The organism is Rhizobium indicum (assembly GCF_005862305.2).
Classification (GTDB): domain Bacteria; phylum Pseudomonadota; class Alphaproteobacteria; order Rhizobiales; family Rhizobiaceae; genus Rhizobium; species Rhizobium indicum.
In genome coordinates this window covers 333,738-358,068 of the sequence record NZ_CP054023.1, presented here as the reverse complement: position 1 = coordinate 358,068, position 24,331 = coordinate 333,738, and the positions used below count along the sequence as shown (strand labels likewise).

The 24,331-nt window shown below is 61.4% G+C and carries 27 protein-coding genes; 12 read left to right on the top strand and 15 right to left on the bottom strand.

Annotated elements, in window-relative coordinates:
• Window positions 1-13: 13 nt before the first annotated feature.
• From FFM53_RS31365 to pcaQ, 3 genes are read right to left on the bottom strand one after another with little or no spacing between them, the layout of a single operon-like run.
• Entirely contained in the window at window positions 14-685 is a 672-nt protein-coding gene (locus FFM53_RS31365) for an RES family NAD+ phosphorylase (RefSeq protein WP_138389766.1), read from the bottom strand.
• Entirely contained in the window at window positions 682-1,203 is a 522-nt protein-coding gene (locus tag FFM53_RS31360; protein ID WP_138389767.1) for an MbcA/ParS/Xre antitoxin family protein, read from the bottom strand. Before FFM53_RS31360 ends, FFM53_RS31365 begins: the two co-directional genes overlap by 4 nt.
• Window positions 1,204-1,260: 57 nt before the next feature.
• Complete coding sequence (gene pcaQ / locus FFM53_RS31355; RefSeq protein WP_138389768.1) at window positions 1,261-2,181, bottom strand: pca operon transcription factor PcaQ; 921 nt, start codon at window positions 2,179-2,181, stop codon at window positions 1,261-1,263.
• Between the two features lie 95 nt (window positions 2,182-2,276).
• Between pcaQ and pcaD the strand changes: the two genes are divergently transcribed.
• From pcaD to FFM53_RS31325, 6 genes are all read left to right on the top strand, one after another.
• A complete protein-coding gene (pcaD, locus tag FFM53_RS31350) occupies window positions 2,277-3,086 on the top strand; it encodes a 3-oxoadipate enol-lactonase (RefSeq protein WP_138389769.1) in 810 nt (269 codons plus the stop codon).
• Window positions 3,083-3,487 (top strand): 4-carboxymuconolactone decarboxylase, encoded by a 405-nt coding sequence (gene pcaC, locus FFM53_RS31345; protein WP_017991866.1) that lies wholly within the window; start codon window positions 3,083-3,085, stop codon window positions 3,485-3,487. The genes pcaD and pcaC overlap by 4 nt, the downstream gene beginning before the upstream one ends.
• 9 nt (window positions 3,488-3,496) lie before the next feature.
• Complete coding sequence (gene pcaH / locus FFM53_RS31340; protein WP_027687734.1) at window positions 3,497-4,246, top strand: protocatechuate 3,4-dioxygenase subunit beta; 750 nt, start codon at window positions 3,497-3,499, stop codon at window positions 4,244-4,246.
• A 2-nt stretch (window positions 4,247-4,248) separates the two neighbouring features.
• Window positions 4,249-4,860 (top strand): protocatechuate 3,4-dioxygenase subunit alpha, encoded by a 612-nt coding sequence (gene pcaG, locus FFM53_RS31335; RefSeq protein ID WP_138389770.1) that lies wholly within the window; start codon window positions 4,249-4,251, stop codon window positions 4,858-4,860.
• A gap of 173 nt (window positions 4,861-5,033) precedes the next feature.
• Window positions 5,034-6,080 (top strand): 3-carboxy-cis,cis-muconate cycloisomerase, encoded by a 1,047-nt coding sequence (locus tag FFM53_RS31330; protein WP_138389771.1) that lies wholly within the window; start codon window positions 5,034-5,036, stop codon window positions 6,078-6,080.
• Between the two features lie 67 nt (window positions 6,081-6,147).
• The gene (locus FFM53_RS31325; protein WP_062940602.1) at window positions 6,148-6,915 is read left to right on the top strand and encodes an SDR family oxidoreductase; all 768 of its coding nucleotides are present in this window, start codon (window positions 6,148-6,150) and stop codon (window positions 6,913-6,915) included.
• Window positions 6,916-7,035: 120 nt separating this feature from the next.
• Here the strand turns inward: FFM53_RS31325 and FFM53_RS31320 are convergent, their stop codons facing one another.
• The 7 genes from FFM53_RS31320 to FFM53_RS31290 all read right to left on the bottom strand — a co-directional run bounded on the left by FFM53_RS31320 (window position 7,036) and on the right by FFM53_RS31290 (window position 12,657).
• Window positions 7,036-7,866 (bottom strand): shikimate dehydrogenase family protein, encoded by an 831-nt coding sequence (locus FFM53_RS31320; protein ID WP_138389772.1) that lies wholly within the window; start codon window positions 7,864-7,866, stop codon window positions 7,036-7,038.
• Between the two features lie 4 nt (window positions 7,867-7,870).
• Window positions 7,871-8,938: a Gfo/Idh/MocA family protein gene (locus tag FFM53_RS31315; RefSeq protein WP_138389773.1), complete on the bottom strand. Its 1,068-nt coding sequence runs from the start codon at window positions 8,936-8,938 to the stop codon at window positions 7,871-7,873.
• Window positions 8,939-8,981: 43 nt separating this feature from the next.
• Window positions 8,982-9,746, bottom strand: coding sequence for an amino acid ABC transporter ATP-binding protein (locus FFM53_RS31310; protein WP_138389774.1), 765 nt, complete (start codon window positions 9,744-9,746; stop codon window positions 8,982-8,984).
• A 53-nt stretch (window positions 9,747-9,799) separates the two neighbouring features.
• Window positions 9,800-10,441 (bottom strand): amino acid ABC transporter permease, encoded by a 642-nt coding sequence (locus FFM53_RS31305; RefSeq protein ID WP_011654831.1) that lies wholly within the window; start codon window positions 10,439-10,441, stop codon window positions 9,800-9,802.
• Window positions 10,442-10,451: 10 nt separating this feature from the next.
• Window positions 10,452-11,120 carry an amino acid ABC transporter permease gene (locus tag FFM53_RS31300; protein WP_017991876.1) on the bottom strand — a complete coding sequence of 223 codons (669 nt, stop codon included), beginning with the start codon at window positions 11,118-11,120 and terminating at the stop codon, window positions 10,452-10,454.
• Between the two features lie 31 nt (window positions 11,121-11,151).
• Complete coding sequence (locus FFM53_RS31295; protein ID WP_138331593.1) at window positions 11,152-11,595, bottom strand: type II 3-dehydroquinate dehydratase; 444 nt, start codon at window positions 11,593-11,595, stop codon at window positions 11,152-11,154.
• Between the two features lie 231 nt (window positions 11,596-11,826).
• Window positions 11,827-12,657 (bottom strand): transporter substrate-binding domain-containing protein, encoded by an 831-nt coding sequence (locus FFM53_RS31290; RefSeq protein ID WP_138389775.1) that lies wholly within the window; start codon window positions 12,655-12,657, stop codon window positions 11,827-11,829.
• Between the two features lie 247 nt (window positions 12,658-12,904).
• Here FFM53_RS31290 and FFM53_RS31285 point away from each other — a divergent pair, with 247 nt between their 5' ends.
• On the top strand, window positions 12,905-14,800 hold the full coding sequence (locus FFM53_RS31285) for a bifunctional sugar phosphate isomerase/epimerase/4-hydroxyphenylpyruvate dioxygenase family protein (protein ID WP_138389776.1): 1,896 nt from the start codon (window positions 12,905-12,907) through the stop codon (window positions 14,798-14,800).
• 107 nt (window positions 14,801-14,907) lie between these two features.
• Here the strand turns inward: FFM53_RS31285 and FFM53_RS31280 are convergent, their stop codons facing one another.
• Window positions 14,908-15,582, bottom strand: coding sequence for a GntR family transcriptional regulator (locus FFM53_RS31280; RefSeq protein WP_138389777.1), 675 nt, complete (start codon window positions 15,580-15,582; stop codon window positions 14,908-14,910).
• Window positions 15,583-15,655: 73 nt separating this feature from the next.
• Window positions 15,656-16,324 (bottom strand): GntR family transcriptional regulator, encoded by a 669-nt coding sequence (locus FFM53_RS31275; RefSeq protein WP_138389778.1) that lies wholly within the window; start codon window positions 16,322-16,324, stop codon window positions 15,656-15,658.
• A gap of 498 nt (window positions 16,325-16,822) precedes the next feature.
• Between FFM53_RS31275 and FFM53_RS31270 the strand changes: the two genes are divergently transcribed.
• From FFM53_RS31270 to FFM53_RS31260, 3 genes are all read left to right on the top strand, one after another.
• Window positions 16,823-17,653, top strand: a complete 831-nt coding sequence (locus FFM53_RS31270) for an MBL fold metallo-hydrolase (protein WP_138389779.1) — start codon at window positions 16,823-16,825, stop codon at window positions 17,651-17,653.
• 151 nt (window positions 17,654-17,804) lie between these two features.
• Entirely contained in the window at window positions 17,805-18,179 is a 375-nt protein-coding gene (locus FFM53_RS31265) for a GFA family protein (RefSeq protein ID WP_131713100.1), read from the top strand.
• 24 nt (window positions 18,180-18,203) lie between these two features.
• Window positions 18,204-19,073 carry an alpha/beta fold hydrolase gene (locus FFM53_RS31260; protein WP_138389780.1) on the top strand — a complete coding sequence of 290 codons (870 nt, stop codon included), beginning with the start codon at window positions 18,204-18,206 and terminating at the stop codon, window positions 19,071-19,073.
• A gap of 10 nt (window positions 19,074-19,083) precedes the next feature.
• Here the strand turns inward: FFM53_RS31260 and FFM53_RS31255 are convergent, their stop codons facing one another.
• Window positions 19,084-19,836, bottom strand: coding sequence for a polysaccharide deacetylase family protein (locus FFM53_RS31255; protein ID WP_138389781.1), 753 nt, complete (start codon window positions 19,834-19,836; stop codon window positions 19,084-19,086).
• Entirely contained in the window at window positions 19,836-20,924 is a 1,089-nt protein-coding gene (locus tag FFM53_RS31250) for a glycosyltransferase family 4 protein (RefSeq protein ID WP_138389782.1), read from the bottom strand. The genes FFM53_RS31255 and FFM53_RS31250 overlap by 1 nt, the downstream gene beginning before the upstream one ends.
• 179 nt (window positions 20,925-21,103) lie before the next feature.
• Here FFM53_RS31250 and FFM53_RS31245 point away from each other — a divergent pair, with 179 nt between their 5' ends.
• The gene (locus tag FFM53_RS31245) at window positions 21,104-22,822 is read left to right on the top strand and encodes an adenylate/guanylate cyclase domain-containing protein (RefSeq protein WP_138389783.1); all 1,719 of its coding nucleotides are present in this window, start codon (window positions 21,104-21,106) and stop codon (window positions 22,820-22,822) included.
• Window positions 22,822-23,700 (top strand): FkbM family methyltransferase, encoded by an 879-nt coding sequence (locus FFM53_RS31240; protein ID WP_138389784.1) that lies wholly within the window; start codon window positions 22,822-22,824, stop codon window positions 23,698-23,700. Before FFM53_RS31245 ends, FFM53_RS31240 begins: the two co-directional genes overlap by 1 nt.
• A 154-nt stretch (window positions 23,701-23,854) precedes the next feature.
• On the opposite strand, the gene FFM53_RS31235 is transcribed toward FFM53_RS31240, so the two are convergent.
• Window positions 23,855-24,187: a hypothetical protein gene (locus FFM53_RS31235; protein WP_138389785.1), complete on the bottom strand. Its 333-nt coding sequence runs from the start codon at window positions 24,185-24,187 to the stop codon at window positions 23,855-23,857.
• Window positions 24,188-24,331: the final 144 nt, after the last annotated feature.

Here is a 24,331-nt window from a genome sequence, read left to right as displayed (position 1 = left end):
GCCGGCGCCGCCGTCAGGCAGCGAGCTTCCTGACATCGATGCGTCGGTCGGTGGCGGAAACGGTGATTTCGAAGTGGTCGGCCTGCACCACGCCCCGAATATTGCGCGGCCGATGGGCGACGATCGCCACTCCACCTCTCAGCCGGACACTGTCATAGAGGATACCGGCGCCGCCGCTCGAGCGCACCTCTTCTCCCAGAACCTGCGACGCCGCATAGCTGGTGCCGTCATAGACATTGGGCCGTAGCGTCTGCTCTCCACGAATGTCGAGATAGTCCCCCAACAGAGTGGCTGCGTAGCTTCTATAGGTGCGGGCCACCGTCGCCACTCCGCGCGCGACAGCCTCGCGCCGGAGATGATGGCCAACCTCGGCTGCGGCTGTCCTGAGATTGTCGGCGGCATACCAGGCGCCGAGATCGGGGCCGTTGAAGCGCATTCCTCCCGGCGCAACATGCAGGAATGCCGCCATGACAATGCTGGCATTGGCAACGCCATAAACCCATTGGTCCTCGGGAAGCCGTTGGATGCGGTCGGCGACGAGCCGGTCGTTGGTCCAGCCGACGAGCTCCATCACGGCTTCGAGATCTGCCGCCCGCGTCACCGTCTCAAAAAGCCCGATCGGTGGAAATTGCGACGGGATCAGCCGATATGACGGACGCGGCGCTTCAGCAAAACGATCGCTCACCGGAAGACGATGTCCGCATCTTCGTAAGGTGTGAAGGCCTCGTCGAGCGCATTTGGCTGCATATAGAGACCGCCGCGGGCGCCGTCGAGAAACCGGCGGACGGTCATCAACCCGTCCTGGGTCCCGTTCGTCATGATATCAAGCGGCGGATGGCCGCCGAAAACCGGCGCCTGATGCGGCGTGCGCAGCCAGGCGACGCCGGCGCGTTCATCGGAAAACAGCACGCCGAGCGCCTGATGGATACCGAGCACGGCGGAGATGCGGGTCAGCGTATCGACATCGAGCGTGAAAGCGCCGTGCTCGCGCGCCTGTTTGGCCCAATTGTGATAGGTCGACCGAGAGGGATAGCCGAGCATGAGCAGACGCTGCTCCTCGCTCAGCCCCCAGAGATCGGCGATCGCCAGAAAGGTTCGCAGGGCCGGGGCGCTCAGCCTCTTGCGGTTTGCCGGAGCAAACCGCTCCATTTCCAGCCGCTGTGGCCCTTGGTCTTCCCGTTGCTCCCGTCGCGCATGCTGCATGAAAGCCTCCTGTCTTGAATTAGACTTAGTCCAAATCTGGGCATTCATCAAGCAAATTTAAAGGGCCGCCTCGCCTGCCGCCTCGCGGATCGTCTGCATCAGGATCGATTGCGGCAGTGACGGCACGGCATCGGCGCGCATCGTCAACCCGACCGGCCCCTTGGTCTCGCCGGTATCGACCGGCAGAAGCGCCAGCCGCCCGTCGGCGACATCGTTGGCCACGACGCCGTTGGAAATGATCCAGATCGCATCGCTTGCCCGCAGGAATGCGCGGCCGAAGGAATCCGAAACCGTCTCGATCTGGTTCGGCAGGCTGGAGACGCCGTTGGCGATGAGGAAATTTTCGACCACCGGCCGAATAATCGAACCCCGCGTCGGCATCAGCACCGTATAGTTGCCGAAGCCGGCAAACAGTGCTTGCCGGCCGTCGAGCAGCGGATGGCCGGCGCGCACGGCAAACACCACCTGCTCGGAATAAAGATGCTCGAAGGAAAACCCTGCCATATTCTCGGCGCCGGCCAGACGTCCGACGACGAGGTCGAGATCACCGACGCGGAGCTGTTCAAGGAGCACGGCGTTCTCGCCGGTGACGATCTTCACCCGGCTCCAGGTCTTTTCCTTGAGGAAGAGTTCCATCGCCCGCGGCATGATGCGCGATGACACCGTCGGCAGCGCGCCGATCCGGATCGGCGGCGCATCTGCGAACTGCTCCTGCGAGACGGAATCGAGACCCTGGCGTAGCGCCGTCAGCGCCGCACCTGCATGCCGCAGGAAGACCTCGCCGTAGCGGGTGATCTTGATGCCGCGGCCATCACGCTCGAAGACATCGACGCCCAGCACCTGTTCCAGTTCGCGGATCGTCTTGGTGACCGCCGGCTGGCTGACATGCAGCAATTCGGCGGCCTTCATGACGCTCTTCTGCCGCGCCACCTCGACAAAGGTTTGCAGATGGCGGAACTTGACCCGGCTGTCGATCATCGCTCGCATAACTCCCGAGTTATCGAAACGCCAATAAATATCATTTTACTTAACCGGATCAACCAGTCAATTTCGCCATTCAGGAGGAGAGTGACGTGCAATTCGCCCGCATAAACGACGTGACGATCCATTATCAGATCATCGGCGCGCCTGCCGACAGGCCGGTGATCGTCTTTACCAATTCGCTCGGAACGGATTTCCGCATCTGGCGTGATGTCGTAGTGCGGCTTGCCGGTGAATTTGCCATCGTACTTTACGACAAGCGTGGCCACGGCCTTTCCGATGTCGGCCAGCTTCCCTCATCGATCGAGGACCATGCGACGGATCTCGCCGGCCTTCTCGATCTGCTGTCTGTCAAGGATGCCGTCATCTGCGGCCTCTCCGTCGGCGGCCTCATCGCCCAGTCGCTCTATCACCGCCGGCCGGACCTGGTCCGCGCGCTCATCCTCTGCGACACCGCCCATAAGATCGGCACGGCGGAAAGCTGGAACGCCCGCATCGCCGCCGTCGAGAAAAACGGCATCGGCAGCATTGTCGACGCCATCATGGAACGCTGGTTCACACCCGCCTTCCGCCGACCCGAGAGCACCGCCTATGCCGGCTATTGCAACATGCTGACGCGCCAACCCGTCGAGGGTTATGTCGCCGCCTGCGCCGCGATCCGTGATGCCGATTTCACCGAGGTCGCAAAGACGATCGCCGTGCCAACGATCTGCATCGTCGGCGACCAGGATGGCTCGACGCCGCCCGATCTCGTGCTTTCGACCGCGAAGCTGATATCAGGCGCCCGCTACGAGGTCATCCCTAATTGCGCGCACATTCCCTGTGTCGAGCAGCCGGAGGCGCTGACGACGATCATCCGCGCCTTCCTCACATCCATTCCGCCTGGAGAAGTCAGCCCATGAATGAGACCGCGTCCCCTTCCGAGCGCTATCGCCAGGGCATGGCGACCCGCCGCGCCGTGCTCGGCGACGCCCATGTCGACCGCGCCGCCACCACATCGACGGAGTTCGACCGCCCCTTCCAGGAACTGATCACCGAAGCCGCCTGGGGCCATGTCTGGTCACGCCCGGCACTGACGAAGCGCGAACGCTCGATCGTCACGATCGCTCTGCTTGCCGCCCTCGGCCAGGACGACGAGGTCGCCATGCATGTGCGCGCCACCGCCAATACGGGGGCGACCCGCGAGGATATCTGCGAGGCGCTGCTGCATGTGGCGATCTATGCCGGCGTTCCCGCCGCCAATCACGCGATCAAGATCGCAAAGCAGGCTTTTGAACAGATGGACGCCGAAAAGGCGGCCTGAGGGAGGAACATGTCCGAACGACCGAACCGCAAGCCCGAGACCGGCGGCTTCTTCGCCCGCGACCGCGCCTGGCATGCGCCAGCGCTGACCCCCGGCTACAAGACCTCCGTGCTGCGCGCGCCGCAGCGCGCGCTGCTCTCGCTCGATGGCACGATTTCCGAGACCACCGGTCCGGTCTTCGGTCATTCGATGATCGGCGAACTCGACAACGACCTGATCCTGAACTACGCGCAGCCCGGCGAGAGTGCCATCGGCGAACGCATCATCGTCCATGGCCGCGTGCTCGACGAGCGCGCCAGGCCGGTTGCAGGCGCCTTGGTCGAGTTCTGGCAGGCCAATGCCGGCGGCCGCTATCGCCACAAGAAGGAAACCTATCTGGCGGCGATCGACCCGAATTTCGGCGGCTGCGGCCGCGCCATCACCGACGAGGACGGCCGCTACCATTTCCGCACCATCCGTCCCGGCGCCTATCCCTGGCCGAACGGCATCAACGACTGGCGTCCCGCCCATATCCATTTCTCGATCTTCGGCCATGGCTTTGCCCAGCGCCTGATCACCCAGATGTATTTCGAAGGCGACCCGATGATCTGGAAATGTCCGATCGTCGGCACCATCCCCGACAAGGCGGCGATCGAGCAGCTGATCGCGCCGCTTGACTGGGGCAACACCATTCCGATGGATTCACGCGCCTATAAATTCGATATCGTGCTGCGCGGCCGCCGCTCGACGATGTTCGAAAACAGACCGGAGGGCAACTGACCATGCAGCAGCTCGGCTATCTCAAGGAAACCCCGTCGCAGACGGCGGGTCCCTATGTGCATATCGGCCTGACGCCGAATTTCTGCGACATAACGGGCGTCTACGACACCGATCTCGGCATCGGGATGGTCAACGACAAGACGCTCGGCGAACGCATCACCGTTACCGGCCGGATCTTCGATGGCGCCGGGGCATTGGTGCGCGATGCGGTCATCGAGATCTGGCAGGCCGACAGCGCCGGGCTCTATAACAGCCCGTCGGAAATGCGCGGCGCCGCCGACCCGAATTTCGCCGGCTGGGGCCGCTGCCCGACCCGCGCTGAGGACGGCGTCTACAGCTTCGAGACGGTCAAGCCCGGCCGTGTCCCCTTCAAGGACGGCCGCAGACAAGCCCCGCACATCACCTTCTGGATCGTCGCCCGCGGCATCAATATCGGCCTGCACACGCGCATGTATTTTCCGGAAGAGACGGAGGCCAACGCCGCCGACCCGCTGCTTTCCCGCATCGAACATCGCGAGCGCGTCGCAACAATGGTCGCCACCCGCGACGGCGCGACCTGTCACTTCGACATCCATCTGCAGGGTCCGAAGGAAACGGTGTTTCTGGATATCTGAAGGCCGGCGTCGCCATCGGCTTGCTGGGGCGGTGATGTGCGGGTAGCGTCCGCCAGGGGATGTGCCGTACGAGATCACCCGCCCATGAAGCGCGGACGCCGCCTCGAGCCCCTTCAGCGGGGAGAAGGTGGCGGCAGCCGGATGAGGGGCCACAACCACGAACCGAGACGATCATGACTGCATCGCCCTTCGACCACCCCTTCCTTTCCAGCCTGCTCGGCGACGATGAAATCGCGCCCTATTTCTCCGCCGAGGCGGATATACGGGCCATGCTCTCCTTCGAGGCCGCGCTCGCCAAGGCTGAAGCCGCTCACGGCCTCATTCCCGCCGAAGCCGCAAGGCGCATCGCTGACACCTGCGCCGCCTTCTCGCCCGATGTGTCCAGTCTTCGATCAGCAACGGCAAGGGACGGTGTCGTCGTTCCCGACCTCATCAAGCAGCTGCGCACCGATGTCGGCGAGGAAGCGGCAAAAAGCCTGCATCTCGGCGCGACCAGCCAGGATGTCATCGATACCAGCCTGATGATCCGCCTGAAGGCCGTCGTCTTCCTGTTTGCCGGCCGGCTTTCCACCATCGCCGTGGGGCTCGATGCGCTCGACGGCCAGTTCGGCCGGAACCAGCTGATGGGTCATACCCGCATGCAGGCGGCGATCCCGATCACCGTCGCCGATCGCCTCCGTGCGTGGCGGGAGCCGCTGGCGACCTATCGCGACCGCCTGACCGAACAGGGTTTTCCCGTCCAGTTCGGTGGTGCGGCCGGCACGCTTGACAAGCTCGGGTCGCAGGCCGCAGCCATCCGGGCCTCGCTCGCCCAGGAACTCGGTCTCACCGATGCGCCGCAATGGCAGAGCGGGCGTCTGCCGATCGCCGATATCGCCGGCCTGTTCGCGTCGATATCGGGCAGCCTCGGCAAGATGGGGCAGGATATCGCGCTGCTTGCCCAGGCTGGCGGCGAGATCGAAATCTCAGGCGGCGGCACGTCGTCGGCGATGGCGCACAAGCAGAACCCCGTTTCCGCCGAAGTCCTCGTCTCGCTCGCCCGCTTCAACGCCACGGCTTTATCGGGCGTTCACCAGTCCCTCGTCCACGAACAGGAACGCTCGGGCGCTGCCTGGACGCTCGAATGGCTGCTTCTGCCGCAAATGACGATGGCAACCGCCGCCAGCCTGCGGCTAGCCGGAGAGCTTGCAGGAAATATCAAGAGGCTTGGAACGGGCTGATCCAGCACCTTTGCATGTAATGCCGGAAACCGGCTATGCAGAGTGCAATGAAATCAGGAGCAGCCTCGTGACCTTTCCCCTCTTCGACCTCTCCGGGCGCCGCGCCCTCGTTACCGGCTCCAGCCAAGGCATCGGCCGCGCGTTGGCGGTCGGGCTTGCCGAGCATGGCGCTTCGATCATCATCAACGGCCGCAACGCGCAGAAGGCTGAGGCCGCCGCCGAGGATATCCGTCGCAGCCATCGCCATGCCGTCAGCGCCGCCTTCGACGTCACCGATGCCGAGGCCAGCCGCACCGCCATCGCCTATATCGAGGCGGAGATCGGCCCGATCGACATCCTCGTCAACAATGCCGGCATGCAGTTCCGCACACCGCTGGAGAACTTCCCGGTCGACAAATGGGACGAGATCTTCAAGACCAATGTCTCCAGCCTGTTCTATGTCAGCCAGCCAGTCGCCCAGGCGATGATATCGCGCGGCCGCGGCAAGATCATCAACATCGCCTCCGTCCAGGCCGAACTCGCCCGCCCCGGCATCGCGCCCTATACCGCGACCAAGGGCGCGGTGAAGAACCTCACGCGCGGCATGGCGACCGACTGGGCGAAATACGGCCTGCAGGTCAATGCGATCGCGCCCGGCTATTTCCGCACGCCGCTCAACCAGGCGCTTGTCGACGATCCGAAGTTTTCTGGCTGGCTGGAAACCCGCACGCCGGCCGGCCGCTGGGGCGAGGTCAAGGAGCTCGTCGGCGCCGCCGTCTTCCTCGCCTCGGATGCCTCCTCCTTCGTCAACGGCCATATGCTGACCGTAGACGGCGGCATCACCGTCTCGCTCTAGAACAGGATGTCGTCCGAAAACCGCGCACACTTTTCGGCATCATGTTCTATCTCTTTGTTTTTACGCAATTCCGAAAGCAAAACCGCTGCACACTTTTGCTGGAATTGCTCTAAATTCGCATCATCCGAGTTTGGCGATTGCCCGCAGATTGTCGGCCGTCGTCGTCGGAAATTCGAAGAATTCGAGATAGGCGGGGATCTGTTCGAACAACATGTCCGTCCCAACCTGAAATGCACAGCCGCGCGCCCGCACGGCCTCGAGAAAAGGGGTTATCTCCTTGGTCAGCACGACTTCGCCGACGAAGGTCGATGGAGAAATGCGGTCGATATCGATTGGCAGCGGGTCACCCCGTCGCATTCCGAGAGGTGTCGCATTGACGACAATGTCGAAACCTGCCGGATCGGCGGAACCGACCGTCACTTCAAGCTGTGGATAATATTTCTTCAGCCTGTCCAGCAGCGCGGTCGCGGTCGTCTCGTTGGCGTCGAAGATGGCGAGATGGTCCACGCCCGCCTGTGCCAACGACGCCGCGATCGCCGAGCCGACGCCGCCGGCACCCGCAATGAGCGCATGGGCGCCTTCAACCTTTTTACCCTTGCGCAACACGCCGCGAACGAAGCCCTCGCCATCGAACATGTCACCGATCAGCCTGCCGTCCGAACCGAGGCGCACTGCATTGCACGAGCCTGCGACTTTCGCGTTGGTCGACGTTTCGTCGAGCAGCGCCATCGTCGAAATCTTGTGCGGCATCGTGATCAGAGCGCCGTGGATATTGGATAGCCGGAACAGAAGCTTCAGAAATACCGAATAGTCCTCCGGCCTGCAGCCCATCGGCACGACGACGGCATCAATTCCGTTCTTCTCGAAATACGGATTGTAGATCAGCGGGGCCTTGAAGGACTCCGTCGGATAGCCGAGGTGAGCGATGAGTTTGGTCGTCCCGGTGATCATGTGGTCAGACTTTCTGGGGATCGGAAGAGGCGCGGGCGTCAGCGAGGTGGATCATCCGTCCCGAGCGCGCCGATCTCTTGATCGCCTCGACGACCCTGAGCGTGGCGAGGCCCTCCCGGCCACTCACCAGAGGCGTGGCATCGCCACGAATGACGTCGCAAAAATGTCCGAGCTGAACGCGAAGGGGATCGGCTGCCGCGTAGGGCACCCGCTCCTGGTCGAGCCGCTCCAGCCAATCGGGCCTCGAAGGGCTCGTCCAAAGCGTCAAATCGGGAATTCCGAGCGAACCCCTGGTGCCGCCGATCTGGTAGCAGAATTGATCGTAATGGGGAAAAGCGGGGTTCTCACCGGTGGTCGTCTCCCAGCTCCAGGGCGCGGCCACGGCATCACTGCCGTTGAGGGTGGCAAGCACCCCGCTTGCAAAACGCAGCGTGACGACGGCCGTATCCTCGACGGCATGGTTCCGCACGGCGTGCGATTCCAGCGCATGGACGGCTTCGACCTCGCCGAAGAGATATCGGAAGAGATCGACATCGTGGATCAGGTTGACGAAGACCGGGCCGGCGCCCGCTTCGCGCCGCCAGGGGATATCGAAATAGTTGTCGGGCTTGGCGACCCAGAACGTGCCGTGCACCGCGATGATCCGGCCAAGCCTTCCGCCGTCGACGATCTGCTTTACCGCCTGGATCATCGGATTGTGGCGCCTGTGATGGCCGACCAGCAGCGGTATGCCCGCCTTCTCGCCGGCGGCGACCAGCGCCGCGGCGGCATCGACATCGTCGGCGATCGGTTTCTCGATCAGAACGGGGATGCCGGCGGCGACGATCTCCATTCCGTTCTCGACGTGAAGCTGGTTCGGCGTCGCCACGATGACGCCGTCAGGCCTATCCTCGACGCGAATGTCCGAAAAGCTCCGATACCATCGGGCGCCGACAGTCTCGGCAAAGTCGCGACCGGCGGCGGAAGGATCGATCACCGCCGAGAGAACGGTTCCGGGCTCGGACATGACACGCTCGACGTGGCGCCTGCCGATCAGGCCGGCTCCCATGACTGCAATCTCCAGCGGCTTCATTGCCGGCTCCCATAATTTGCCAGACGCATCGACCTTGAGACCCCTACTTCCGCAGGATTTCTCCGAGGAATTTCCTGGTTCGCTCATGCTGTGGGTTCGTGAAGAACTCGGCGGGCGGGGCTTCCTCGACGATCGCGCCGCTGGCCATGAAGATCACGCGATCGGCGACCTGGCGGGCAAAGCCCATCTCGTGCGTGACGCAGATCATCGTCATGCCCTCATCAGCAAGCGCGATCATCGTATCCAGCACCTCCTTGACCATCTCCGGATCAAGCGCCGAGGTCGGCTCATCGAACAGCATGACTTTCGGCCGCATGCAAAGCGCGCGGGCAATGGCCACGCGCTGCTGCTGGCCACCAGAAAGCTGCACCGGATATTTGTCGGCCTGCTCCAGGATCTTGACCCGCTCGAGCAGCCCGCGTGCCCGTTCCTCGGCCTCCGCCCTGCCAACGCCGGCTGCCTTCATCGGCGCCAGCATGCAGTTCTGCAGCACGGTCAGATGCGGAAACAGGTTGAACTGCTGGAAGACCATGCCGACCTCGCGACGGATCGCATCGATGGTCTTGGCCTGATTGCCGAGAAGAATCCCGCCGACGCGGATTTCACCTTTTTCATAGGTCTCGAGATGGTTGATGCAGCGAATGAGCGTCGACTTGCCGCTGCCGGAAGGCCCGCACAAGACGATCCTCTCGCCGCTGCGAACCGATATGTTGATGTCGTGCAGGGCTTGAAAAGCGCCATACCACTTCTCCACCCGCTCCATGGTGATCATGGTTTCCGCGCCTTGAGCAGGACTGGGAATGGTCATCGGTAGAACTCCATATTGGCGGGCTGGACCGCATCGAAGACGAGGGATGCGGATCAGCGCGCGGAGGCGGCGAACTTTCGTTCGAGGCGAGCGCCAAGAATCGTCAGTGGGCAGCACATCAGGAAATAGAGAATGCCGACGATGCCGAAGACCGTCAGCGGTTGGAAAATCTGGTTGGAGATGATGTTGCCGGCCCGCGTCAGCTCGGTGAAGCCGACGATCGACGCAAGCGAGGTGCCCTTGATCAACTGGACGAGGAAACCGATCGTGGCGGGCAGCGAAATGCGCAGCGCCTGCGGCAGGATGACATCCTTCATGCGCGAGATGTATCTGAGGCTGAGAGCCTTTGCCGCTTCCGTCTGGCCGCGCGGAACCGCTTCGATCGATCCGCGCCAGATCTCGCCGAGATAGGCGCTCGCATGCAGCGTCAGGCCGATGGCGACGGCCACCCAGGAATCGAGCATCAGCCCCACCAGCGCCAAGCCGTAATAGACGACGAACAGCTGCATCAGCAGCGGGGTTCCCTGGAAGACGGCGATATAGCCGGCCGTGACGCGTTCCAGCAGCGGTATGCCCGAGGCACGGGCAAGGGCGACGCCGAGCCCCGCGATGCCGCCGCAGACAAAACCGACGGCGGACAGGAGCACTGTCCATTTCAGGCCGATCAGGAGGAAGACGAATTCTTCGTGACCCATGGAATTCCTCCTACTTGACCGGATATTTGAAGTAACGCGCCGAAAACAGCGCGAAGATGCGCATCATCAGCCAGGAGATCACGAAGTAGAAAACCGTGACGGTGAAGTAGACCTCGAAGCTGCGGAAGCTCTCCGACTCGATGCGCTGCGAAACGGACGTTAGCTCGTAGGCGGAAATCGCCGATGCGATGCTGGTGGTCAGCGTCAACAGGACGAACTGGCTGGTCAAGGACGGATAGATCGCCCGTAATGCCGGCTTGAGGATGATCAGCCGGAAGACCTGAGCCTTGTGCAGACCAAGCGCCAGACCCGCTTCCATCTGTCCCTTCGGGATCGACTGGACGCCGCCGCGAATGATCTCAATTGCGTAGGCACCACCGTTAATGCCGAGCGCGATAATCGCCGTCGGTGTCGGATCCAGCCTGATGCCTGTCAGCGGAAGCGCGAAGTAGATGAAAAAGATCTGCACCAGAAACGGCGTGTTACGGATCAACTCGACGAAGGCGATGACCAGCCATCGCGCCGGCTTCAGGGCGGAGTCGCGCAAGGCGACGCCGCCAATTCCGATGATGATCGCCAGCAGCATCCCACAAATGGCAAGCAAGAATGTCCCGAGGCAGCCGAGCAGAAGGCTCGGCAGGCCATCTATGACCGGGGTGAAATCCAACTTATAATTCATGGCGATCCTTCTGGTCCGTCTTCCTGAAAGTTCAGTCCTGCTTGACCATTCCAGCCATCGCCTGGATAGCCAGCTCGTAGCCATCCGCTCCAAAGCCGATCATGATGGCCGTGGCAACGCGCGAGATCAGCGAATTGTGGTAGATGCTTTCGCGCGCATGAACATTCGAAATATGCAGCTCGATCTTCGGCGGGTCGAACATTTTCAACGCATCGAGAAGAGCGATCGATGTGAAGGTATAGCCGGCGGGATTGATGATGATGCCACAGGCGTCGGTCCGGGCCTGGTGCACGCTCTCGACCAGTTCGCCCTCGAAATTGGTCTGCCGGAACTCGACGTCGAATCCCAAGGACTTTGCCTTGGTCACGCACCGTTTCCTGATGTCGGCCAGCGTCGTGGTTCCATAGATCGCCGGTTCGCGCTGGCCCAGCAGGTTCAGGTTCGGTCCGTTGAGCACAAAGATGGTTTTGGTCATGTCGCGCACCTCAAACGGGGCAGAGCCTTAAGCATGGCGGTTGCGTTGCCGGGCATTGGCATGCCCGGCCTTGCTTGGTGAGAGACTGCCTCTTTCTGGACGTCATCCTCGGCCTGTGCCGGGGATCTGCCGCCGTAGATGCTCGGGACACGAGCCCGAGCATGACGGCGAGCGGTTGGCAGACCCTGTCATCAGCCGGAAGGCCGGGCCTCGTCCGCCTTTGCGGTTCGCTCAGTTCGCCGCGAACGGAATGCCTTCCAGCGTTTCCGGGAATTCCGGGACCGGAACCTTCATCCACTTGTCGTAGACTGCCTTGAGTTCGCCGTTTGCCTTGATCTTGTCGATGAAGGTGTTGAGCGCCGCATTGATTTCCTTTTCGCCGAGACGCGTGCAAGCACCGTTGTAGAGCTTCTGGAATTCAAGCTTGTTTTCGAATTCGCCCGGACGGGCCTTCTCCACCCGGTCCATGTAGAAAATGTTGCCACCAAGCGTCTCGACCTGGCCGGACACCAGGGCCTGGACGCTCGCGGCGTCTCCATCATAGCGCCGGATGGTCGTGCTCGGCGGCGCGTTCTTGGTGACCTGCGTGTCCTGGGCTGCACCCTTGGCGACGCCGACCGTGAACTTGGCCATGTCGTCATTCTTCTTGATCTCAGCCGATTTCGGACCAATCAGAACGATGGCATTAGCAACATAGGGCTTGCTGAACTGCACGGCCTTTGCGCGATCCGGCAGCATCGCCATCGTCGCGAACAGAACGTCGACGCGGCCGGCCGTCAGTGCGGGAATGCGGTTGTTGACTTCAAGCGGCACGAACTCGACGGCAACACCCAGTTCCTTGGCAAACAGCGTCGCGATGTCGGCATCGAGGCCGTCCTGTTTGCCGCCGCTGGTCACGAAGCCCCAAGGCGGGTTGTCACCCTGAATTCCGACGATGATCTTGCCGCGAGCCTTGATTTCATCAGGCGTGATGGCGGCGGCCGGTTGCGCTAGGGTGACGGCAGCCACCAGGGCCGCGGCTCCGAGCATCGCGTTTCGGCGCGTCAGCATAGATTTGAACATGTGATTCCTCCTCCTTTGGCGGTCACTCGACCGGACAGCCACCTCACCTTTTGACTGTGTGAGCAATGATTGCCAGAGACGAGCGGTCAAATCAACAGAGTTTTTCAAAATCATATGAGAATTTATAATAAGACACGCTATTTGAATTCCTCACGACATTTGCCATAATAGTAGCGAGCGATTTTCCGTGACGCATCGTGGTGTTCGGCGCTCGTTTAATCTCGCACGGATATCGGAAGGGTTTGACATGAGGACCTCGATTGCGACTGTAACGATCAGCGGCGAACTTCCGGAGAAGCTCGAGGCGATCGCCCGGGCGGGCTTCGACGGCGTCGAGATCTTCGAAAATGACTTCCTCGCCTTCGACGGAAGCCCGGCCGATGTCGGAAAACTCGTCCGCGACCATGGCCTGGAGATCACCCTGTTTCAGCCATTTCGTGATTTCGAGGGCATGCCGGAGCCCTTGCGAAGCCGTACGTTTGACCGCGCGGAACGGAAGTTCGACGTGATGCAGCAGCTCGGAACGGATCTGGTGCTTGTCTGCTCCAACGTCTCGCCGGCCGCTATCGGCGGCATCGACCGGGCGGCAGCGGACTTTCATGAACTTGGCGAGCGTGCTGCCCGGCGTGGACTGAGGGTGGGCTATGAGGCGCTTGCCTGGGGCCGCCATATCAGCGACCATCGCGACGCCTGGGAGATCGTCCGTCGCGCCGATCATCCGAATATCGGTCTTATCCTCGACAGCTTCCACACCTTGTCGCGGAAGATCGACGTCAATTCGATCCGCTCAATTCCCAAAGAGAAAATCTTCATCGTCCAGCTTGCCGATGCCCCTGATATCGACATGGACCTGCTCTACTGGAGCCGCCACTTCCGAAACATGCCGGGTGAAGGCGACCTTCCCGTGACGGCGTTCACCGAAGCCGTCGCGGCGACAGGTTATGACGGGTATTTCTCCCTGGAGATCTTCAACGATCAATTTCGAGGCGGTTTGTCGCGGGCGATTGCGGCCGACGGCCACCGCTCCCTGATCTATCTCGGCGATCAGGTGCGCCGCCATCTCGGCATCGGCAGCATGACCGGGGCGGCAATGCCGGAAAGGCCTTCCGTCAAGGGCGTCGGCTTCGTCGAGTTTGCCACGGACGAGGAAGATGAAGTCGAGCTGGTTGCCTTGCTGCGCACCCTCGGATTTAAAAAGACGGCAATCCACCGCACGAAGAAAGTCTCTCTTTTCGAGCAGGGCGAGATACGGATCCTCGTCAATGTCGATCAGGCAGGGTTCGCCAATGCGGCCTACGCCGTTCACGGTACTTTTGCCTATGCCATGGCCCTGGTCGTCGACGATGCGGCCAAGGCCTATGAGCGCGCGCTCGCCTTGGATGCCGAGCCATTCACCCAGCCTGTCGCAGACGGTGAGCTTGAGCTGCCCGCCATTCGGGGCGTGGGGGGCGGGATCGTCTATCTCATCGACGACAAGAGCGCATTGGGTCGCTTCTCCGAAATCGACTTTCAGCCGGTCACCGACGACAGCGACGCGCCGCCTGCAGGCCTTTTGCGCATTGATCACGTCGCCCAGACGGTCGGCTACGATGAAATGCTCACCTGGCTTCTGTTCTACACGTCCATTTTCGAGACGCGGAAGACCCCGATGGTCGATATCATCGATCCGGCCGGGGTGGTGCGCAGTCAAGTCGTCGAGAACGACACCGGGGCGCTGCGCATTACCATGAACGGCGCCGAGAATCGCCGCACTCTGGCGGGACATTTCATCGCCGAGAAATTCGGGGCCGGCATCCAGCATCTGGCGTTTGTGACCGACGACATCTTCGCGACCGCCGAAAGCCTTCGTGTTTGCGGTTTCAGATCACTGCACATTTCGCCGAACTACTATGACGACGTCGAAGCACGCTTCGGCCTCGATCCTGCATTGACCGAGCGGCTGAAGGCGGAGAACATCCTCTATGACCGCGACGAGCATGGCGAATATTTCCAGCTCTATAGCGGAACCTATGGAGAGGGTTTCTTTTTCGAGATCGTCGAGCGCCGCGGCTACCGCGGCTACGGCGCCCCGAACGCAATTTTCCGGATCGCCGCTCTGAAGAAACAGATGCGTCCGGAAGGAATTCCTAAAGACGCCTCTTGAGCCATGGTTTAGGAGCGGCTCAGCTTTTCATGAAAACGCAGAGCCGCTCCAACCTCTTGTTTCGCGCATTCCGGACGGAACCGCGTCGCACTTTTCCTGGAATTGAGCTAAGTAATCCGGCCGCTCTTCAGCACATGGTCCACGCCGCTTTGAACGTGCCGCCTGACGATGTCGGTCGCGCCAGCGACGTCGCGCCGAATGGAAAGTTCAAACATAAGCCTGTGGTCATCGACGACGGGCTTTCCGCGAAAACTCTCGGCCAGCATATGGTAGCGGAGAAAGCGGTCGAAGACGGATGACAATGTCGCCATCAGCGTCGCCGAATTGCAGGCCGAGACGATCGCCTGATGGAACTCCCAATCGTATCGAACCCAGTCGACGGTCCGCGAGACGTCGCCGGCAAGGAGCTTGCGTTCGGCGGCAGCCAGCCGGTGATGGGCGGCGACGATGCGCCCTTCCCATTCAAGATTTCCCGCGGCGAAGGCAAGGCCGATCGCGTGCGTTTCCAGAACGATCCTAAGGTCGGCGAGCTCCAGAAGTTCGCGGCGCGAAGCAGGGCTCACTTCAAAGCCACGCTGCCCCTCGGCGACGACGAGGTTTTCCGTGGTGAGGCGGCTCAAAATTTCGCGCAGCGATGAAATGCCGATGGAATAGCGCTCCTTTGCCTGCTCCAGCTTGATCTTGGCCCCCGGCGGCAATGTGCCCGATATGATGTCCTCGCGGATCTGTCGGAAGACAACATCGCTTACTGTTTCAGCCGGGTCGTGGACTTGCTTGAGCATGGCTTTTCCTGATTTCGCCGAAATGCAATTTACGTCGGGACCTGAAGCTCGAAGAGAAACGTCCGAACCACTTCTATTTCAGCGTCCCTCTCGCCAGCGCATGTTCAACCCCGCCTTGAATATGCAGGACAAGCACCCGCTTGGCCGTCTCTGCGTCCCGTCGCAATGCCGCGTCCAGAAGCTGCTGATGTTCATTGGCCGCGACATCGCCTCGATAGGACAAGGCAACCATCTGATATCTGAGATATCTGTCGAAGATCACCGAATGCGTCTCCATCAGCAGTTTCGACCCGCAGGCGGATATCAGCGCTTGGTGAAACTCCCAGTCGTAGCGCTTCCAGTCCTCGGCCCTGCCGGTGTCGCCGGATGCCATCACCTGTTCCATCCGCGCCAATTTGTAGTGCGCGGATACCAGGGGAGCCTCCCACTCCACGTCGCCATGCACGAACGACTGCTCCAGCGCATGTGTTTCCAGGAGAAGCCTGAGTGCCGCTGTCTCCTTGAGGTCCGAAACGGACACCGGAGACACTTCGAAACCTTTTTGTCCCTCGGCGAGGACAAGCCCTTCGGAGGAGAGCCGGTTTAGCACTTCTCGAAGTGTGCTGATGCTGGTCTCGTAGGTCTCCTTCAGGCTTTCCAGCTTCAACTTTTGTCCGGGAGCCAGCCGGCCAAAAATAATGTCGGCCCGAATGCGCCTGTAGCTGCTTTCGGCGATGGTCTCGTTGATAACCGGCTGCAACATGGCGAGTCTCTTATATTTCCTGTATCGTCGGATATATCGCTTTTTGCCATTCCCAATCAAGGAAACATTCGCGGAATAGGAAGCACAATTTTCTCATATGATGGCGGTTTTCCCGGAGAACCGGGCGAGCGGGCCGAACGAGAATCCACGCGCCACATGTCGTTTCGGACAGCCCCTTCGGCGCCGCGTTCGTGCTGCTTTCAAGACGGGATTTTCGGCTCAACATGGCGGCAATTGTTTTTTCAATCGCGCGCAACCATCTAATAGGCATGACTTACGGGAAAATGTCCCCCGTCCTCAGCAGCCTGTTTACCGAAAACCAACCATACCGGGTTGCTTTCCGAGCCGAAAGCCGATTGCTTAGGAAAATCTACTTCTTCTTCCGCTAGCGGTTAGGAGAATACAAAGGGGAACAGACAAACCCGTGGAATTCTGCTGCTTCGCATAGAGACGAACTATGACTACGATGGCGATGCGGGAAGGCCGGTTTGAAGAACGATGACGACAGATTTGTTTCAAATAAAATTTTGGGGCGTCCGCGGCAGTATTCCCGTGTCGGGCCCCGAGTTCGATCGCTACGGCGGTAACACTTCCTGCATCGAAATTCGCTGCGGAAAACATCGGATGATCTTCGACGCGGGTTCGGGCCTGCGCGAGGCCGGGCTGTCGATGCTCGCCGACGGCGTCAGCGACGTCGACCTGTTCTTCAGCCACTGCCATTACGACCACATCATTGGCCTGCCCTTCTTCAAGGCGATCTATTATCCCTCGATCAACGTCAACATCTGGTCCGGCCATCTCGATGGCAAGATGAGCACGCGGGAAATGGTCGAGCAGTTCATCAGCCCGCCCTGGTTTCCCGTCAAGACCGACATCTGTCAGGCGACGATGAACTTCCGGGATTTCCATGCCGGTCAGGTGCTGACCCCGCATGCGGGCATCGAGATCAAGACTTTCATGCTGAACCATCCGGGCGGCGCCATCGGCTACCGCATCGAATGGCAGGGCCGTTCGGTCGCTCTCGTCTATGATATCGAGCATATTCCCGGCAGCTATGATCCGGTCTCGCTGGAGATGATGCGGGACGCCGATCTCGTCGTCTACGACTGCACCTACAATGAAGACGAGATGCAGCGTTTCAAGGGCTTCGGCCATTCGACCTGGCAGCATGGCACCGAGCTTGCGAAAATGGCGGGCACCAAGCGCTTCGCGCTGTTCCACCACGCCCCCTCGCGCACGGACGAACAGCTGGCGGAGATGGAAATGCAGGCGCAGGCCGCCTTCCCCGAATCTTTTGCCGCCCGCGACAATCAGACCGTGGTGATCTAGCAGGCCGCCGAAGGCCGGCTCCATCTTGCGTCCGAAGCTCTTCGACAGAGAGCCCATTCGTCGAACTGGCATGCCGGCGACGTCACGAAGGAACAGATGCCGGGCCGGACCGTTTTCCCGGCAGCGCAAATCAACGAAACAGGGATCCGTCATGACCGTGCTTTCCGGAAAGTGTCTTTGCGGGCAGGTGCGTATTTCTGTCCGGGGCGAACCCTTGCGCGTTGGAATTTGTCATTGCACGGACTGCAGGCAGGAAAGCGGTTCGGCTTTTACCTTTTATGGGATCTGGCCCGCCGGCCAATTCGAACATTCAGGGGAAACTGGCGCGTTCCAAGGTCGGCATTTCTGTACCGGTTGCGGCTCGCGGCTGTTTTCCGCCGATGACCGGGAGGCGGAAATCAAGCTTGGCATCCTCTCCGAGGCGCCGACGCCTCTGGTGCCGAGCTACGAACTCTGGATCAAACGCCGTGAACCGTGGCTGCGACCGGTGGAAGGCGCCAAGCAGTATGACGAAGACCGAAAGTGAAGAACGGTTCTGAGGAGCTTTCTGATGGCCACTCTCGTCCGACATCGCTGGATGACGGTTGCAGGCGTCGAGACTTTTTACCGCGAGGCCGGCCGGGAAGATGCACCGGTCTTGTTGCTGCCGCACGGATATCCCTGCTCATCCTATGAATTTCGCAATCTAATGCCGCGCCTTGCCGACCGTTGGCGCCTGATTGCGCCGGATTTCCCGGGTGCGGGCTATAGCGGTACGCCGGATGATTTCGACTATAGCTTCGATGGATATGCCGCCTGGCTGGAGGCCTTCGTCGATGCGATGCATGTCGACCGGTTTGTCCTCTACCTCCACGACTTCGGGTCGCCTATCGGTGCGCGGTTGGCAATCAAAGACCCTCACCGCGTCGCCGGGCTGATCATCCAGAATGGCGATATCCCCTATGAAGATGCCCTCGGACCGAAATATGCGGATATCGAGGCGACATGGACGCTTCCGAGATCGGAGATGAGGAAGGTGCTGGCGGAGGCGATCAGCGAGGCGGCCTTCAAGGAGGAGTTCCTCAACGATCTGCCGCCTGCTTTGGCCGATACGATCCCGCCCGATCTCTGGAAGCTGCATTGGTCGCTGATCACGCCGCGGCGCAAGGACATCGCCATAGACCTCATCGCCGGACTGAGGGAGAACCGGGCCTGGTTCCCGGAACACCGCAAATATCTCAGCGAATACCGGCCGCCGACCTTGATCGTCTGGGGTCCGAACGACCACTACATGCCGGAAAAGTCGGCTCGGGCCTATCTGCGCGATCTGCCGGATGCCGAACTCCATCTGCTCGGCGGCGGGCACTGGCTGCTCGAGACGCATCTCGATGATGTCGTAGCACTCATGCGAGAGTTCCTCGGACGCGTTCACGCCGCCTGATCGGCAATGTCTAAGGCCCTAGCAGTTCCGACGCCGGCGACCAGCGGACGGCCGGATGCCGGCCCGTCACTGCAAACAAGGCCGACAGGAAGTCCCACGCGGCTGCATCATGCACCAGATGGTGGGTGAGCACGCCGACAGGCTCGTCGCTCCCGGCAAACCGGTGGCGAAGCTCGGCCACCAGCTCGGCCACCAGGTCCGCCTCGCTTCGTCCGCCGCGCGTGCCATGCCAGTCGATGATGTCGACATGGGTGTTGAGGAGCGGCACCGGGCCACCCTGATTTGCCCGCCCATAGACCGACAGTGCTGCAAATCCGAGACCGGGCAGCGCCGGGATGAGGGCCGCGTCGATCCGGTTCCACGGCGGCACCAGCACCGGCAGGAAGCGGGCCGGATGCAGCCGCTGCAGCAGCCGGAACCCTTCACCCAACTCGCCGAGCACGACATCTGCCGGCCGGTCGCCGCCGAGTTCCTGCTTTTTTCTCTCCGGCCCCGCATGGTTCGTATGAGACCAGCCATGCACCGCGACAGCGACGGCTGCGTCTTCCACCAGGCGCGCGGCCAATGCCTCGCCGGTCAAGCCGGGAATGACGGCGAGTGTCAGCGGAACCTCGCTTTGACAGGCGAGCGCCATCAACGTCTCCAGCGCCTGGGTCGGCTCAACGGCGTCGTCGTCCCGCAGCCAGAACCGCGCCACCCGGTCGGCGGCCTGCCAGCGGTCAAGCTCATGGTGCAGGGGGTCCCAGGCTATCCCGTCGGTCATCACGTCACTCCTGTTGCTGCGCTGTCGCGCAAAATTCCGTTCAATACCTGCGCCGCCGTCGCAAGCGATCGCTCGCCGAGCACGAAGCGCCGCGCCGCCTGCCCCATGGCGTCGCGCCTTTGCCTGTCGTCAAGCAGGGCAGCCAGGGCCTCGGCATAGGCAGTGACATCGCCATCCGGCGTCAGCAGGCCGGTCACGCCAGCCTCGACCACCGCTGGCACGCCTGCCGTTTCCTGAGCGACGACAGGCAGGCCGGCGGCCTGGGCTTCCAGGTAGGCAAGGCCATAGGCCTCACCGCATCCGGGCCAGACATAGACGCCGCCGCGCCCGAGCAGTTCGGCGATCTCGACGGCATTGCGCTCGCCCAGCCATTCGATCCGGCCAGGAAACTCGGCAAACACCGCCTGTACCTCCTGGCGCATCGGACCATCGCCGATGACGGCAATCGTCCAGGGCCGGTCTTCGATCAGCCGCAATGCTCTCGCAAGCATCGCATAACTGTCCATCTTGTCGCCGGCCCGCATCATCGCGACCGTCATCAGCCGGCGCGGATCGGGCGCCGGCGACACGTTCTCGAACAACGCCGTGTCGATGAAGGGTTTCAGCCTGGCAAGGCCCGCCTGCGGAAAGACGGCGGCAAGCCCGGCCTGGTCACGCTCGGTGAAGCTGATATTGACCGCCGCCTGCATGATCGCCTCGCCCACCAGCTTCTGTGATGTTGCCCAGCCGGTTCGGTCGCGTTTTGCCGCATAGGAGGCTTCGGCAGTGACATAGGGAATGGCGAATTCGGCAGAAATCGCCGGCCCGAAGGGATCGGGCGATTTGTAATAGGGGTGGTAGCAGAACCAGAGTTCCGGTCGCGGCCCAGATTTCCATCTCAGCCGCAGCCGCTCCAGTTCGGCGCCGATGGCGGGTTCGAGCGCGGCTGCCGCCTCCGGTGTCGAGGCATGGGTGCGGAATTCGGAGGCGACTTCGACCTGATGCCCGCCAAGCTCCAGCGCCCGGATCAGCAGCCGCGCCATCAAACGGTCGCCCGACGGCACCGGATGGTTCGGCGATTTCATCGGCGCGTAGAAAGCCACCTGCATTGGGACACCTCAGGTAAGACACACTGTTTACAACTTTCGCGCCTGTCGGGAAAATTCCGCTATTGTCCCTTTGCCGAAAACTTGCGCATAAGCATATGGAATGTGATCGCCATCGAAGCAATTCCGCCTCTTTCCCAATCTCTATGGGCCTGCGGTTACATCGACAAGAACGGGAATGAATGACGACGGTCTCGGCCACAGGGATTTTTTCGGAACGTACGATCAGAAGGGCGAGGCTCGGTTCCGGCCTCGTCATTTTCATCTTCGTCGTGCTGCATTTGTCGAACCATGCGATTGGCCTGATTTCCGTCGCAGCCGCCGATAAAGCCGCCCACCTCTTCCTGGCGATCTGGCGTAATCCCCTGGGGACCACCGTCTTCTATTCGTCGGTGCTAATCCATATCGCGCTGGTGCTGCGCGCCATCTACATGCGCCGCAGCCTGGTCATGCCGAAGGGGGAAATGGCGCAGATTGTGCTCGGCCTGATGATCCCGCTGCTTCTCCTCGATCATGTCATCGGCACGCGCATCGCCCACGAGTTCTATGGCTATATCGACGACTACGAGACGGTCGTCAGTTCGCTGTGGATCAGGTCTCCGGCGAACGGCGCGCGGCAGGCGCTCGCCGTCGTCGCCGTCTGGATCCACGGCTGCATCGGCATCCATTTCTGGCTGCGCTACCGCTCCTGGTACCCGGACTTCGCACCGCTCATGCTGGCACTCGCCATCCTCGTGCCGGTGCTCTCGCTGCTCGGCTTCGTCGAAATGGGCAGGACGCTCGCCGACCCTTCCTACCAGCAGTCAATGACGGTCAGCGCTTACAAGGAGGGCGTCAACACCCGTTACGCCTCGAACCCGGAGGTTCACCGTCAGGTCGCCATGATCCGCGCCGGGCTCTACGGCGCCTTCTCGGCCTCGCTGCTCATCGTCGTCGTCGCCCGCGCCCGGCGCAAGTTGAAGGAGCGGCTTGACCAGGTCGCCGTGAATTATCCGGGCGGCGAGGTGATCCGTGTGCCGCGCGGCTTCTCGGTGCTGGAGGCAAGCCGGCTCGGCGGCCTGCCGCATTATGCCGTCTGCGGCGGCAAGGGCCAGTGCTCCACCTGTCGCGTGCAGATCCTTGGCGATTACGAAAGCCTGCCTGCCCCCGACAAGATGGAACAGACGACACTGAGGCGCATCAATGCCGGCCCGGATGTCCGGCTCGCCTGCCAGCTTCGCCCGAACGGCAACGTTGCCGTCGCGCCGCTTCTCGTGCCGGCGATCGAGGCGGCCCTTCCCGCCAACAGCCAGGAGACGAGCCCCGGCCGCGAGCGCGAGATCGCCGTGCTCTTCGTCGATATCCGCCATTTCACCACGCTGACGGAAACCCGCCTGCCCTTCGACGTCGTCTTCCTGCTGAACCGCTATTTCGCCATCATCGGCAAGGCGGTGGAGCAGTCGGGCGGGCGGCTCGACAAGTTCATCGGCGACGGCGCCATGGCGCTCTTCGGGCTCAACACCGCACCGGAGGAAGCCTGCCGCCAGGCGCTCAACGCGGCCGCGGCGATCGTCGCCGAGATCGAGAAACTCGCCGCCGAGCTGGCCGACGAACTGGCGCTGCCGCTGCGCATCGCGATCGGCATTCATACCGGCCCGGCCGTCGTCGGCACGATGGGATATGGCCGGGTGCGCAGCATGACGGCGATCGGCGACACCGTGAATGTTGCGAGCCGGTTGGAAAGCGCCGCCAAGGAGTTCGAGGCGGCGATCGTCATCTCCGAGCCGGTGGCGAGCCTTTCGGGTGCTAACCTCGCCGGCATCGAAAGCCGTGAAATCAGTGTGCGCGGCCGGGCCCTGCCCTTGAAAGTCTACGTCATTCCGAGAGAGAAAGCGGCAGAGCCGCTCGAAGGAAAAGCCTGATGCCTGGCAAGCCCTGGCTGACCGCCAAATACTGGAGCCGCCGGCTGCGCAAGGCGCGCAATGCGGCCGCTTCGCGCTTCTTCGACACCCGCTTCGGCCGCCGCCTGCTGATCGAGAATATCGGCCCGCGCGTCGTCTCGATGACGGTCGATGCCGGCGACCACCTGATGACCTTCTCGCCGGCCGACTATATCGGTCGCAAGGTGTTCCGGAAGGGCCATTTCGAGCGCGAGGCCGTCGACCGGCTGATCGTCATCCTGCGCGAGCGCGGCCTTTTGCGAAAAGACGCGACGCTGCTCGAGATCGGCGGCAATATCGGCACCCAGACCGTCTATTTCGCCCTCAGCGACACCTACATCAAGATCGTCAGCATCGAGCCCGATCCACGTAATTTCCCGCTGCTTCAACTTAACATTCGCCAGAACCGGCTGGAGGAAAAAGTCCGACTCGTCAATTGCGCCGCCGGCGAGAGCGAAGGCGAGATCGACTTTTTTCTCAACCTCAATAATCACGGCAAGAGCAGCGCCATCCGCCAAAGCCCGACGGACAGGAAGATCAGCGTGCCGGTAAAGCCGATTTCCGAGATCCTTGCCGGACTTTCGATCGACCCGGTCGCAATCGGCCTCGTCTGGATGGATATCGAGGGCTACGAGCCGGTCGCCTGCCGCTCAATGCAGCCGCTGCTTGCCCGCCGCGTGCCGCTCTACATGGAGTTCACGCCACTCTTTTACGGGCGTGAGGGAACGAAAGCCTTCATATCCATGCTATCAGGCTTCTACGAGGATTGCCTGGTCCTCTTCGAGGATCGCGAGGAGGAGATGAGGGTGCGGGACCTGCCGAGCGATGTCGATCAGTATAACGTGCTGTTTTTGCCTTAGATGTTCGGCCGTGAATGCCGGAGAGACTATTTCCCCTGCGGCAATTGAGTCATTCACCGCGAAGACACGCGGTGAATATGCAGCACTTGTCACTTCCTTGGGTATCCAGCAGTTACAGCAGGTTTGTCATCTCCGCCAAGCCCTGCCGCTCTCATCATGCTTGCCACCACTTGGCTCTTTCAATCATGACTTTCCGAAGCACTTTTCGGTTGTCGGGAACCTGGATTACAATGGTTTTGCTTTTGTTTCCTTTTTTTACCTCTCCACAAATTGCAACCACCGCAGAAAGCGATGGCTCGCTAATAGGATCCGACATTCCAAGAGTGGTTGCAGCTTTTAACGCCGACTCTGGCGTCATCTTGAAACCGCATGTCGATTTCGTCACATCACGAAAGAAGGTTGCTGCCGCGGCTGTGCGATCGCCAGCCTGAGCGTGACCCGTAGCAGCAAGAACAAGCGCGAAAGCGCCTAAAATACGTAGCTTCATTACCCCTGCCCTTAAAATACAATCCTTCGGCGCCATACACCTCGGCGAATTTCCGAAGTCAATTCGCCGCTCAGAACCACTATTCTTTCAGAGTTACATCGATAGGAGGGATCGGATCCCACCGTCCAATCATCATTTGCGGCG